Source organism: Peptococcus simiae, from assembly GCF_046569735.1.
In the GTDB taxonomy this organism is placed as follows: Bacteria; Bacillota; Peptococcia; order Peptococcales; family Peptococcaceae; genus Peptococcus; species Peptococcus simiae_A.
Window position 1 is genome coordinate 83,672 of record NZ_JBKICG010000007.1, and the last position, 12,887, is coordinate 96,558.

Sequence of the window (12,887 nt, forward strand, 5' to 3'; positions counted from 1 at the left end):
TTTTATTAAGCAAGTATGACTTGCCGGTTTATAAAAAGCCTCGGAGAACCGAGGCTTTCAGCTTATATTTTTACCAACCCCGGTCTAAGATAGGCCGGAGAAAGAGGCCGGTATAGCTTTTTTTGTTTTGGGCAACCTTTTCCGGGGTCCCGGTGGCGACCACGCAGCCGCCGCCGGACCCGCCCTCCGGGCCCAGGTCGATGAGGTGGTCGGCGCACTTGATGACGTCCAGGTTATGCTCGATGACGATGACGGTTTCGCCGCCATCGACCAGGCGGTTTAGGACGTCCAGGAGTTTTTTTATATCTGCGGCGTGGAGACCGGTGGTGGGTTCGTCCAGGATGTAGACGGTTTTGCCGGTGGGCCTTTTGGATAGCTCAGTGGCCAGTTTGACCCGCTGGGCCTCGCCACCGGACAGGGTGGTGGCGGGCTGGCCCAGGCGGACATAGCCCAGGCCAACGTCGACAATGGTCTGGAGCTTGCCGGCAATCCGGGGGATATTTTCGAAGAAGGCCAGGGCCTCTTCAGCGGTCATTTCCAGGACATCGGCAATGGTCTTGCCCCGGTAGTGGACTTCCAGGGTCTCCCGGTTGTACCGTTTGCCATGGCAGACTTCGCAGGGGACGTAGACATCCGGGAGAAAGTGCATCTCTATCTTGATAATCCCGTCGCCCCGGCAGGCTTCACAGCGGCCGCCCTTGACGTTAAAGCTGAAGCGGCCGGGCTTATAGCCGCGGATTTGGGCTTCTTTGGTATCAGCGAAGAGCTGGCGGATGGCGTCAAAAACGCCGGTATAGGTGGCCGGGTTGGACCGAGGGGTCCGGCCGATGGGGCTCTGGTCAATATTGATAACCTTATCGACCTGGTCCAGGCCTTCCAGGTGCTTATAGGCACCGGGCCGGGCCTTGGACTGGGTGTAGAGGTGTTTTTCCAGGGCCTTGTCCAAAATTTCATTGACCAGGGTGGACTTCCCGCTGCCGGAAACCCCGGTCACGCAGGTGAGGACGCCTAGGGGGAAGGTAACGTCAATATTGCGTAAGTTATTTTCCTTGGCCCCCCGGACCTTCAGGTGCCGGTCCGGGTCCACCGGCCGGCGGTTGGCCGGGATAGGAATCCGCTCCTTGCCGGATAAAAAGCGGCCGGTAATGGAGGCTTCATTGGCCATGACCTCTTCCGGGCTGCCGCTGGCCACAATCTGCCCGCCGTGCTCGCCGGCACCGGGGCCGACGTCCACCAGGAAGTCGGCAGCCCGCATGGTTTCGTCATCATGTTCGACAACGATGAGGGTATTGCCCAGGTCAGTCAGATGGCGGAGGGTTTCAATAAGCCGCTCGTTGTCCCGCTGGTGGAGGCCAATGGAGGGCTCGTCTAAGATGTAGAGGACGCCCACCAGGCCGGACCCTATCTGGGTGGCCAGGCGGATCCGCTGGGCCTCCCCACCGGAGAGGGTCCCGGCCATCCGGTCCAGGGTCAGGTAGTTCAGGCCGACGTTCACCAGAAAGCGGAGCCGGTCAATGATTTCCTTGACGATGAGCCGGGCGATATAGGCCTCCCGGTCATCCAGGTCCAGGTTTTCAAAAAAGGCCAGGCCTTCAGCAATATTAAAGGCGGTGGCATCGGCAATATTTTTCCCGCCAACGGTCACTGCCAGGGCTTCAGGCCGGAGCCGGTGGCCATGGCAGTGGCTGCAGGTTTTGGAAATCATGTAAGATTCGATTTCCTGCCGGACATAGTCGCTGGTGCTGGATTTATAGCGGCGGTCCAGGTTGGGGATGAGGCCCTCAAAGGGCTTCCGGTAGGTCTTCTTCTCTTTAAATAGGTTGGTATAGGTGAAGCGGAGGTCAGGATGATCGCCCCCATAGAGGATAAAGTCTTGGTCCTTTTTAGGAAGGGACTTCCAGGGGGTGTCCATGTCAATATCGGCCAGTTTGGCGACCGCTGCCAGCATCTTGGGGTAGAAGTCTGAGGCCGACCCCTTCCGCCAGGGCTTTAAGACCCCTTCGGCCAGGGTCATGGCGGGGTCATCGATGATGAGGTCCGGGTCCAGGGCCCGGGTGGCCCCCAGGCCGTCACAGTGGGAGCAGGCCCCCAGGGGGTTGTTAAAGGAGAAGAGCTGGGGGCTGATTTCCGGCATGGAAATATGGCAGTCGGCACAGGCAAAATGCTCGCTAAAGCGGAGGATTTCCCCGTCGGCATCGACCCAGACCTCCCCTTCGGCAATCTCCAAGGCGGCCTGGAGGGACCCGGCCAGCCGGCTTTCCACATCCGGCCGGACCTTGATCCGGTCGATGACCACCTGGAGGTCGTGCCTCTTATTTTTAGCCAGCTGGATATCCTCGGCCAGGTCATACTGGTCGCCGTCAATCCGGACCCGGATATAGCCGGCCTCCCGAAATTGGTCCAGGAGGCGCTTGAATTCCCCCTTCCGGTTTTGGACGGCCGGGGCCAAGACTTGGAGCCGGGTCCCTTCAGGTAGGGCCATGATCTGGTCCACCATCTGGTCGACGGTCTGCCGGCTGATGGGCTTGCCGCAGGAGGGGCAATGGGCATGGCCGACCCGGGCAAAGAGGAGGCGGAAGTAGTCGTAAATTTCCGTTACCGTCCCGACAGTGGACCGGGGATTCCGGCTGGTGGTTTTCTGGTCGATGGAAATGGCCGGGGACAGGCCGGAAATATCGTCAACATCCGGCTTATCCATCTGGCCCAGAAACATCCGGGCATAGGATGACAGGGATTCGACATAGCGCCTTTGGCCTTCGGCATAAATGGTGTCAAAGGCCAGGGACGATTTGCCGGACCCGGACAAGCCGGTGACGACGACCAATTTTTCCCTGGGAATATCCAGGTCAATGTTTTTTAAATTATTCACGCGGGCGCCGCGGATTTTGATATAGTCTTTGGCCATAGGTCCTCCATTCTCTATTGCCGGCTTTACTGGCCACCGGCTTTAATACGGCGAATTTCATCACGCAATTCGGCCGCAATTTCAAATTCTAAGTTCTTAGCCGCTTCTTTCATGGTTTTTTCCAGGATTTGCAGGTGCTGTTTGCGACCTTTTCGGTCGAGGGGCACCTCTTTCAAAAGATAGGCAGACTCCTCTTCGGCGACCTTTTCGGTTGCCCGGATATCGTCAGCCACCCGCTTGCGGATGGTTTCCGGGGTAATGCCATGGGCCTCGTTATAGGCCATCTGGATTTGCCGACGGCGGTTGGTTTCGTCAATGGTCCGCTGCATGGACCCGGTGATGTGGTCGGCATACATGATGACCCGGCCATTGGCATTCCGGGCGGCCCGGCCCACCGTCTGGATCATGGACCGTTCACTCCGGAGGAAGCCCTCCTTATCGGCATCTAAGATGGCCACCAGGGAGACTTCCGGCAGGTCCAGGCCCTCCCGGAGGAGGTTAATGCCCACCAGGACGTCAAATTCGCCGAGCCGGAGGTCCCGGAGGATTTCCATCCGCTCCAGGGTCTTGACTTCACTGTGGAGGTAACGGACCGGGATACCGGCATTGGCCAGGTAATCGGTCAGGTCCTCAGCCATCCGCTTGGTCAGGGTGGTGACCAGGACCCGTTCATTCCGGTCCATACGGAGGCGGCACTCATCCATGAGGTCATCGATTTGCCCGGTAATGGGACGGACTTCAATGGGCGGGTCCAAGAGGCCCGTCGGCCGGATGATCTGCTCAACGGTTTGCAGGGCATGTTCTTCTTCATAAGGGCCCGGGGTGGCACTGACATAAACCGTCTGCCGGACCCGGTCTTCAAATTCGTCAAAGGTCAGGGGCCGGTTGTCCAGGGCGGAGGGCAAGCGGAAGCCATGGTTGACCAGGTTTTCCTTCCGGGACCGGTCCCCGGCATACATGCCGCCAATCTGGGGCACGGCCACGTGGCTTTCATCAATAAAGGTAATAAAGTCTTCCGGGAAGAAGTCCAGGAGGGTATAGGGAGTTGACCCCGGAGCCCGGCCGGCTAGGGGCCGGGAGTAGTTTTCCACCCCGGAGCAATAGCCCAGCTCCCGGAGCATTTCCAGGTCATACCGGGTCCGCTCACCAATCCGCTGGACCTCGATGAGCTTGCCCTCTCCTTCAAACTTGGCAATCTGCTCCCGCATTTCCGCTTCGATATTGGCAATGGCCGTCTCCATATAGGCAGGCGAGGTGACATAGTGGGTATTGGGGTAGATGGCCACGTGCTTGCGGACGCCAAGGGTCTTGCCGGTGAGGGCTTCGACCTCGGTGATCCGGTCCACTTCATCGCCAAAAAACTCCACCCGGATGCTTTTCTCACTGGATGAGGCCGGGAAAATATCGACCACATCGCCCCGGACCCGGAAGGTGCCCCGCTTGAAGTCAATATCATTCCGCTCAAACTGGATTTCCACCAGACGGCGGAGAATATCATCCCGGTCCACCTCCTGGCCCACCCGGAGGTTAACGACCTGGTCCTTGTAGAAGTCCGGGGACCCTAATCCGTAAATACAGGACACCGAGGCCACAATGATGACATCCCGGCGTTCCAGAAGGGCAGCGGTGGCACTGTGCCGGAGTTTTTCAATTTCCTCGTTGATCTGGGCATCTTTTTCTATAAAGGTATCTGTCCGGGCCACATAGGCTTCCGGCTGGTAGTAATCGTAGTAGCTGACGAAGTATTCGACAGCGTTATTGGGAAAAAAGGTTTTAAATTCACTGTATAATTGAGCAGCCAGGGTTTTATTCGGCTCAAAAATCAAGGCCGGCCGGTTGGCCCGGGCAATGACATTGGCCATGGTAAAGGTTTTCCCACTCCCCGTGACCCCCAGGAGGGTTTGCTTGGGATAGCCTAGATTTAAGCCCTCCAGTAGGGCATCAATGGCCTGGGGTTGGTCCCCGGTCGGTTTAAAGTCACTTACCAATTGAAAATCAGGCATGGCCTCTCTCCTTTCTGCTCTTGTTCATTCAGAACACGCGTACCCTATATACCCGGCCGGCCTACCTTTTAAGCACGTCTTAAACCAGCCGGGAATAAGAAAGAGCGCACCGGAGTGCGCTCTAAACCGTTTAAGGATTACAGGGCCGGGAGATTAGGCGTCTTTTTCAATCAGTTCGCCGGTCTCCAGGTTGTAGCTGTATTCCACTTCTTGCTTGTTTTGGTCCTTGGTTTCAACATCTAAAACCCAACGGCCATCATCGTGGGACAGGCTGTAGCCGGTGGCATAAGACCCCTCCCTGTCTTTAATGGCTTCCTCGACAAGGGCGTCAATCTTGGCCAGCATATCCTTACTGATGGCCGGATCGACGGTGGCATCGTCATCATTGTCCAGGTCATCTTTGATAACGGACAGGTCATTGGCGTCTAAGACCACATCAACGTCTTGACCATCCTTTTCCCCTTCCAAGTCATAGACCAGGCGGCCATTGTCATAAGAAAGTTCAAATTGGGTCAGGTCCATGTCGGCATGGAGGTCTTTAAACTTATCAAAGGCGGCCTCTTTATCGGCCTTGGCCTGGGCGATATCGTCTTCAGCCATCTGGGCTGCCTTATTTGTATTGGTTTGCTCTGTTTTAGCTGGAGCAGATCCTTGGTCATCATCTTGGGCTGGTTGGCTGGCCTGGTTCCCACAGGCTGTTACCAACAGGGCCAGGGCTAAAACAGGGGCGATCCATCTTTTTTTCATATTAGCTGTCTCCTTTCAATGAGCACTATAACATAGATACCCATGAAAAGCATAATTAAAACCAAGCGAATATTTACAGGGAATTGACCTGCCCATATAAACAAAAAAAACGCACAGATATCTGTCTGTACGTTTTATATAGCGGCACAGGGACTTGAACCCCGGACACTACGGGTATGAACCGTATGCTCTAGCCAGCTGAGCTATGCCGCCAAAAAAGCTGATATCCGGATTTGAACCGGAGACCTCCACCTTACCAAGGTGGCGCTCTACCTACTGAGCTATATCAGCATAAAAAATTGCGGGGACAGGATTTGAACCTGCGACCTTCGGGTTATGAGCCCGACGAGCTACCAACTGCTCCACCCCGCGGCAATATGATGGAGGGAGAAGGATTCGAACCTTCGAAAGCTGAGCTAACGGATTTACAGTCCGTCCCCTTTGGCCACTCGGGAACCCCTCCATAGGCCGGTTATTCAACCAGCGAAGTACATTATACATACCTTATACAGTTTCGTCAAGAGGAAATTTAATATTTTTCTCAACAATCTTGTATCGGAATTATATTTTAACATAAGTCCAGGTTCTTGTCAAAAGTCTGTGAAGAAATATTGACAGCCTTCCTGAAAAGGCGTATAATACTCAACTGTAGCGGACCATTAGCTCAGCTGGTAGAGCACGCGACTCTTAATCGTGTTGTCCAGGGTTCGATCCCCTGATGGTCCATAAAGGTTAAAATAAGATGAGTTTCTTTATTGCATTTGGTAAGTAAGCCCTGGATAGGTCCAGGGCTATTTTATTATGCAATTAAAAATGTCTGTCAAGAAGTATTTTAAAAATCAAAAATACTCCTGGACAGACAGTAAGATTAACTACAGTAGCAATCAAACAAAGAAAAGCCATGCTTTACAGCAAGAAGCTCTTGCGCTATGTGAATATAACGCTTAGTGGTTTCTAGGCTTTCATGGCCTAAAAGCAGCTGCAGCTGAAAAATATCTACATTATATTGAGGATTTTCCAGGAAATGTATTACATACCTGGTAGCGTAATTATGTCTAAGTAGATGAGGCGTTACATGTATTCCTGTTTTGTTTTTTATATTGGCAAAGACTTTATAAATGGCTGAGGGTGTCAATTGTCCGCCTTGCTTTGTACGTAACAAGTACTTGTTAGACAGGCTATAACATTCGAGCAAGCAGGAATATAAAGCGTTACCTATTTTTACTATACGCTGTTTATCTCCTTTACCAGAAACAATAATTTGACGCTGGATAAAGTCAACCGATTTTGTAGATAGGTTTATTACTTCTGACCGACGTAGACCACAATCAAACATTAGCAAAAAGATGGATTGGTTACGGTATGTCTGCAGCGCTTCAAACATCGATTTTATTTCATCATCAGTATATAGCTTTACGACCTTTTTAGACTGTTTAGGAAGTACAATAGCTTCTACCATATCCAATCTACCATAATACCTAAAGATGACTTTTAAGCCCAAAAGATAATTCCTAACAGTAGCTGGACTTAAGTTTCTATTAGATAAATGTAACTGATAATCGATTACATCAGATACTTCTACATCAAACAAATCTTTACCTGAAAATGCTAAAAAGTAGTTTAAAACTGTATCGTAATAAATTAGTGTTGACTCTGATAGTCTTTTCAGTGTACAATAATCATGAAATTTAGATAATGTTTCACTACTCATATAAAGACCGCCTTTCAAGTGCCAACCTTGAAAAGGTGGTTCTTTTTTTTGCTTCCATTTTCTTTATATCTACTGTTAAATTTAATATAAATTCATCTATAGTTTGACTATCAGTAAAAGCTGCATAAGAAATTAAATAGCCTTGCATGGTCTGAAATATATGGTCAGAATCAGGAATTTTAGACTTTTCCTTTAATTCCCTAAAAGTGCAATTGTCAAAGACTTGCTGTACTTCTTGCCACCAATCCACGGTTTTTAATCTACTAACGCACTTTTGTTTTTTATCTCTAACTACAACTCTAAACCACTTATGCGTTAAGTAGGTATGAATTTCAGGCAATGCAAGAAGTGCATCTTCAACAGTATCTATATGCCTATCTACAAAAAATTGACGACGCAATTGGAATTCAATATTCCAGATTGGCTTGTCTACATCAAAACCATTTTCAAGCCAAATTTTACTAAACCAGGTTTTCAGTGATACTAATAATTCTTTGTGTTTATCATATATTCTTAGTAAAATTGGAGACTTGCCAAACTGATAACCTGTTATATCTGATTTATCATACCAAACATGCCGTATATTTGTCCTGCATACTGTATCTATCCCAGGCGATATATCAATATCAATTGCTCGATTAATATGGATTGCATGGTCCAATCTACTAATCTTAGTGGCTACAATATCAAACATACTGGACAAGAATTTAAAGGCTTTATCATATGCTTTGGCATATCCATTTACCCACAATTCCGCAGAACGAATTGTCATGTATACTGGATAGGAAAAATCAAAGTCTTCATCGTATTCACGTGCAATTCTTAACTCATAACTTTCATTATGCAATACATACCTATAATTTTTATGAGAAGCTGGAAGCATTTCAAACGCAACGCCTGCTAATTCTATAAAAGCATTGGATCTAGTAGACCTAGCAACTTGAAATGTTTCTTCAAGGTCTTTTTCATATAATGCAATAAAAAGACTAAAATCTAAAGGACGTACAGTAAATGAAAGCGTATCAATATTGTATAATAAATTATCCATTTCGATACCCTCATACGTGATTTTGTAATTTGGATACCCCGTGTTACAAGAGCGGGGTATCCTTTTTTATACATAGCTTTGTTTTCTTAACTATCTGATTTAGCAGGCGTGGGCGCGGTGGTCGGTGACCCCCCAACCCCCGCCACCGCCTCCCGCGCCTGCTTTACTCCATCTATGTTTTTATCAAACATAGCGTATGTGTCATAAAGGTTGGCAATGCTTTTCCTGTACAAGATAATATCCGTACCAACTTTCATACGCTGCAAGTACCAACGCTCTACACACAAAAAAACAGTGAAAGGCAAGAACCTAAAAAAATTAGACATTTTCATGTGAGCTACTTCATACTCAACTAAGGTCCTAATTTGTTTATCTATGGCTCTATCATACTGGCAGATTAAAATAAAGTTATATCCCAATTTTCGATGCTGGGAAAAAAACTTAATCCATTCCATGCGCTTCTTAGAATTTGTGCCGTAATCCCTGGAATTAAAAAGATGACCTGCTTCATCAAGAACTACTAAGGTTTGTGACTCTCTATTTCTTTCATGATGAGCTATAGCAAAATCTCTAAAAAAATCTACTGAAATCCCCTCATTATCGACAAAATAAAAATCACCTTGATGACTAAATTTATCAACTGATATATCAAAGTTAGCTATAACAGTATTATCTTTTTTACGTTTAAGCTTGTTATATATATCCCATGTAGCATGATATGACTTTCCAGAGCCAGGCGTACCAGTATACATGTATAGCACTATACCACCCTATTCAATCATTTTAAGCCATCTCATCCAGGCGCTATGAATGTAATAAAGAGCGACTGCGACAAGCCAAGCTTGAGTTATAGCTATCATTGCACCAATAGGTATAAAAAAGCTGCATACACCTAAAAAATCAGAAAAAGCACCTGTATAAGAAAGCATGGACTGCAAAGGGCTTTTAGGTAAAACTGCTAGCAGTATTCCAAAGGCACCACCAATAAGGTTAATAAAAAGCTGAATAAACTTAGATAACGCTGTAAAAAACATACAATCACCACTTTATGAGTCGCTTAGTTATCATATAAAGCATAATGCAGAAAAAAACTGCTTCCATTGCTCTAACAAACGCTAAAATAGGCATTACTGGCGTTAAATCTATTTCCTGATGTATGCTAAAATATTGAGTGTCTAGATTTATGACAGGTGAAAAATTAGAAGAAGCGTTAAAAGTTGTTAAAACGGTATATATATCAAAGGGAATACAAAAAGGGAATATCTGCTTAAGTTCTGATAATCTCAATTTAGAAAAATCAAGTTTAAATTCAGATACATCAAAGAATTTCTTCAATAACTCAAGAATAGATTTTAAAACATCTGTGATAGATGTGAATAATCCACTTATTGCCGCTGGAATTGATTTAACAGCAGATATAACCGAATCAAAAAGTGACGAAATAGCAGAAGATACAGCACCAGGTATAGCAGAAATAGATTCTTTTACGCCATCAAAAAAACCACTTAACGCACCAGCTATAGCACCAGCTAATTCACCTGCATTAACTCCAATTTTTCCCAAAATTTGCCTTAAATAGGTTGGTATTTCCAGGATAGCGTCTAAGATTGATTTTAAGAAATCTATCACTTTACCTAACAGGTCTTTAAGCCAATCTAAAGAAATTGATGGTTTAGCAGGTTCAGCAGGTTTAACAGTGTCTGAACTTTCTATGGTATAATCTTTAACTTGGGTAAGCGTTGGATTTAATTCAAGTACTCTAGATGTAGGTATAGCATAAGGCACCCTGGAATCTGTCCAGGTCGTATCTAAGGGCATATCTGTAGGTGATAATGATAAATCTAAAGGATATGCAACCTGTTTAGGAGCAGCTTCATTATTTAATGGTAAGTCAACGGACCCAAAGCCATAACCTTCAAGAGACATGTTCATTAAATCCTTTGTAGGATACTTTGAAATTTTAGGGATAATAGGCGCTCCTACTACATTAGCATATGCATTAGCCGCAACAGTAATAAGTCCACCTGGATATAAAACTTTCGAACCGCCTTTATAACTACCTTCTATCCTAAGCCTGTAATCTTTGTAAACTCTAGTAACTGGATCTCTATAATCTGAATAATACTCTGCATTAAACCAACCACCCGAAAGCAAATAACCACCCGGATAACCAGCATAAACAACTTGAGTACAAGCTTGGCCATTATAAGTCCTTGCTACCCAGTCGGTTTTACTTAATACCAATACAAAAGCAGCCAAGGGAATATCAAATTCTTGACAAACTTCTTTTACAGATTTAGAACTACTAAAATTACCGCCCTCTTCAATTTTTGCAAAATCCACTTTATAATAATCAGAAGCTGTTAGTTGAGATTGAGCATAAGCAATTAAAGGAGCAACTTCAGCGGTAGTAACTTTAGCAGGTTTACTTGCTGTTGATTTACCTATACGCTCTAAAATTAATTTTTGTTTTTCTGAAGCATACTCAGCAATATTAGTACAAAGTTGATACAAATCATCTTTAGCTAAATACAATGAGATACCAGTTGCTGCACCTAATGCAGCAGAAGCAACTTGTACAACTTCACCAGCACCAGCTAAAAGTATTAATGGATTGGCTTCAGCTTTTTTAGGAACGATAGAAAACACAAGTAATAAACATATCAAAACTACTGATACAAATTTATCTAATCTAGATTTCATTTCCTACCCCCCTAAAAATAATGAGGGCATAGTATCAGTATGCCCCCATAAGATATAATTGAATTAGCGTGCGATACTCTTAAATTTAGTCCATAAGAACTTAGCTGCAAAAAATAAAGCTGCAATACCTAATGCGCCTGAAATAATTGGCGTAGCTGCAGATGTTAAGCCACTAATCTGGTCATTAATAACTTTTTGTGCTGCACTAGCACCGCCAGAAGAGCCTTCACTAGCAAAAGCCATACCAGGAACGGAAAGCATAACAACAGTAGCTAACAACATAAGTTGTAACCGCATTTCAGACAAGAAGTTCTTAGCTTTTTCCATGGTTATATCTCCTTTCATTAAATTTTATCAAGTAGCCACAAAAAGCAACTACCAATAAGCAAAATAAAGGCACAAGCAGAAGCTATAGTCACTAAGTCCCAAAAAACAGAAAACCAATCCGATATCATCTGTACTGCCATAATCTATCACCGTCTCAAAAAAGAAGTTAAGAAAAAAGCAAATAACAAGGCAGCTATAAGGCTAAGAGAAAAAGCACTAAAGTAAAAGTACTGAATGCTATCTGCATGCAAATTCTGAACTTCTGTAGCTAAATCTGCTTGTTTATCCAATCGTTCTTGTTCTTGTTTTGCACTCTCTTCAAGTTTATCAGCGATATCAGCTGCATTTATAACAGATGTTTCAGAAGTTAATTCCGTATCCATTTTAAATGTCCAATTCAGAATAAACTTCAGCGTTAGTATAAGATAAAGACTTGTAACTACCGTTTTCCGTGTAATCAAATGTTACTTGATACGTTTGATACCGTTGTAAATCACCAGTGTTAAGATCATCACTAAAGGCAGTACTAACTTTGCCGCTTTCGTCCACAAATCTAAGTAATTTAAATGTTTTACCTGCTTTACTCGTAATCATTTCCGAACCTAAAAAGTCTGCAATCCCTACTAATTTCATAGTTTTTTACCTCTTTTCCTTTTTCTTAAAGTAATCTTAACTAAAAGCCATACATCTATGTTTAATGTATAGCTATAATGTACATTAAATCTATATACCTGTCAATAAGGAGATTCAGGAAAAATGAAAAAAATCAGTCAATTCATTAAAGAAAAACGACAAAAGAAAAGGTTTAAAGCTACTGAAATAGCAGAAGCTTTAAACCTATCAAGTACACAAGTCAGCCGATACGAAACAGATAGAAGTATACCGCCTATAGAAATAATAATAAAGCTAAGCAAATTACTAGATTTTAGTCTAAATGAACTATACATAACACCAAATACAGCTATAACACCAGGTAAAAACCTAGGCGAGAAAATAAGAAACATAAGAGAAAAGAAAAAACTAACACAAGAAGAACTTGGAAAGCTAACAAACAAAAAACCACATCAAATAGGAAGCTATGAAAGAAGCGAATCACAACCAAATATATATACTCTTATAGAAATATGTAAAATACTAGACACATCGCTAGAAAACTTGCTAGAAAACGAAATTAACAAATGTGCTACTAAGAAACTCATTTTATTTTAGTTTTTATGGACAAATAAACTCTTAATCGTGTTGTCCAGGGTTCGATCCCCTGATGGTCCAGGTAAGGCTTAACCATTCCCTAAATCGGGTGGTTAAGCTTTTTTTGTGCAGAAAAACAGCCGGCCCATAAGACCGGCACCGGCTGCCTATCCCCAGGGTACACAAAGGCGTACGGCTCCGGCTTTATAACTAAGCTATCGTTGATTTTAAAGAAATGTCAAAAGCCCACCAATG

General features: G+C 45.1%; 12 protein-coding genes and 5 tRNA genes. 2 read left to right on the forward strand and 15 right to left on the reverse strand.

Annotated elements, in window-relative coordinates; translation table 11 throughout:
* Positions 1-70 precede the first annotated feature (70 nt).
* The 7 genes from uvrA to ACLGL1_RS04500 all read right to left on the reverse strand — a co-directional run bounded on the left by uvrA (position 71) and on the right by ACLGL1_RS04500 (position 6,118).
* Positions 71-2,905 carry an excinuclease ABC subunit UvrA gene (gene uvrA / locus ACLGL1_RS04470; protein WP_411007568.1) on the reverse strand — a complete coding sequence of 945 codons (2,835 nt, stop codon included), beginning with the start codon at positions 2,903-2,905 and terminating at the stop codon, positions 71-73.
* 26 nt (positions 2,906-2,931) lie between these two features.
* Entirely contained in the window at positions 2,932-4,908 is a 1,977-nt protein-coding gene (uvrB, locus tag ACLGL1_RS04475) for an excinuclease ABC subunit UvrB (protein ID WP_411007569.1), read from the reverse strand.
* 153 nt (positions 4,909-5,061) lie between these two features.
* On the reverse strand, positions 5,062-5,655 hold the full coding sequence (locus ACLGL1_RS04480) for a PepSY domain-containing protein (protein WP_411007570.1): 594 nt from the start codon (positions 5,653-5,655) through the stop codon (positions 5,062-5,064).
* 139 nt (positions 5,656-5,794) lie between these two features.
* Positions 5,795-5,868, reverse strand: a tRNA-Met gene (locus tag ACLGL1_RS04485).
* Positions 5,869-5,873: 5 nt separating this feature from the next.
* Positions 5,874-5,946, reverse strand: a tRNA-Thr gene (locus ACLGL1_RS04490).
* A gap of 8 nt (positions 5,947-5,954) precedes the next feature.
* A tRNA-Met gene (locus tag ACLGL1_RS04495) sits at positions 5,955-6,027 on the reverse strand.
* 9 nt (positions 6,028-6,036) lie between these two features.
* Positions 6,037-6,118: transfer RNA gene (locus tag ACLGL1_RS04500), tRNA-Tyr, on the reverse strand.
* 190 nt (positions 6,119-6,308) lie between these two features.
* On the opposite strand from ACLGL1_RS04500, the gene ACLGL1_RS04505 reads away from it, so the two are divergent.
* Positions 6,309-6,381 (forward strand) — tRNA-Lys (locus tag ACLGL1_RS04505).
* Between the two features lie 142 nt (positions 6,382-6,523).
* Here the strand turns inward: ACLGL1_RS04505 and ACLGL1_RS04510 are convergent.
* From ACLGL1_RS04510 to ACLGL1_RS04545, 8 genes are all read right to left on the reverse strand, one after another.
* Complete coding sequence (locus ACLGL1_RS04510) at positions 6,524-7,366, reverse strand: tyrosine-type recombinase/integrase (RefSeq protein ID WP_411007571.1); 843 nt, start codon at positions 7,364-7,366, stop codon at positions 6,524-6,526.
* Positions 7,359-8,414: a hypothetical protein gene (locus ACLGL1_RS04515; protein ID WP_411007572.1), complete on the reverse strand. Its 1,056-nt coding sequence runs from the start codon at positions 8,412-8,414 to the stop codon at positions 7,359-7,361. Before ACLGL1_RS04515 ends, ACLGL1_RS04510 begins: the two co-directional genes overlap by 8 nt.
* 86 nt (positions 8,415-8,500) lie before the next feature.
* Entirely contained in the window at positions 8,501-9,166 is a 666-nt protein-coding gene (locus tag ACLGL1_RS04520; protein WP_411007573.1) for a zonular occludens toxin domain-containing protein, read from the reverse strand.
* Between the two features lie 18 nt (positions 9,167-9,184).
* Positions 9,185-9,448, reverse strand: a complete 264-nt coding sequence (locus ACLGL1_RS04525; protein WP_411007574.1) for a hypothetical protein — start codon at positions 9,446-9,448, stop codon at positions 9,185-9,187.
* 4 nt (positions 9,449-9,452) lie between these two features.
* Positions 9,453-11,117 carry a hypothetical protein gene (locus ACLGL1_RS04530; RefSeq protein WP_411007575.1) on the reverse strand — a complete coding sequence of 555 codons (1,665 nt, stop codon included), beginning with the start codon at positions 11,115-11,117 and terminating at the stop codon, positions 9,453-9,455.
* Between the two features lie 63 nt (positions 11,118-11,180).
* Positions 11,181-11,444 carry a hypothetical protein gene (locus ACLGL1_RS04535; RefSeq protein ID WP_411007576.1) on the reverse strand — a complete coding sequence of 88 codons (264 nt, stop codon included), beginning with the start codon at positions 11,442-11,444 and terminating at the stop codon, positions 11,181-11,183.
* 146 nt (positions 11,445-11,590) lie between these two features.
* On the reverse strand, positions 11,591-11,827 hold the full coding sequence (locus tag ACLGL1_RS04540) for a hypothetical protein (RefSeq protein WP_411007577.1): 237 nt from the start codon (positions 11,825-11,827) through the stop codon (positions 11,591-11,593).
* 1 nt (position 11,828) lies between these two features.
* Positions 11,829-12,077, reverse strand: a complete 249-nt coding sequence (locus tag ACLGL1_RS04545; protein WP_411007578.1) for a hypothetical protein — start codon at positions 12,075-12,077, stop codon at positions 11,829-11,831.
* 123 nt (positions 12,078-12,200) lie between these two features.
* Between ACLGL1_RS04545 and ACLGL1_RS04550 the strand changes: the two genes are divergently transcribed.
* Positions 12,201-12,653, forward strand: coding sequence for a helix-turn-helix domain-containing protein (locus ACLGL1_RS04550; RefSeq protein WP_411007579.1), 453 nt, complete (start codon positions 12,201-12,203; stop codon positions 12,651-12,653).
* Positions 12,654-12,887: the final 234 nt, after the last annotated feature.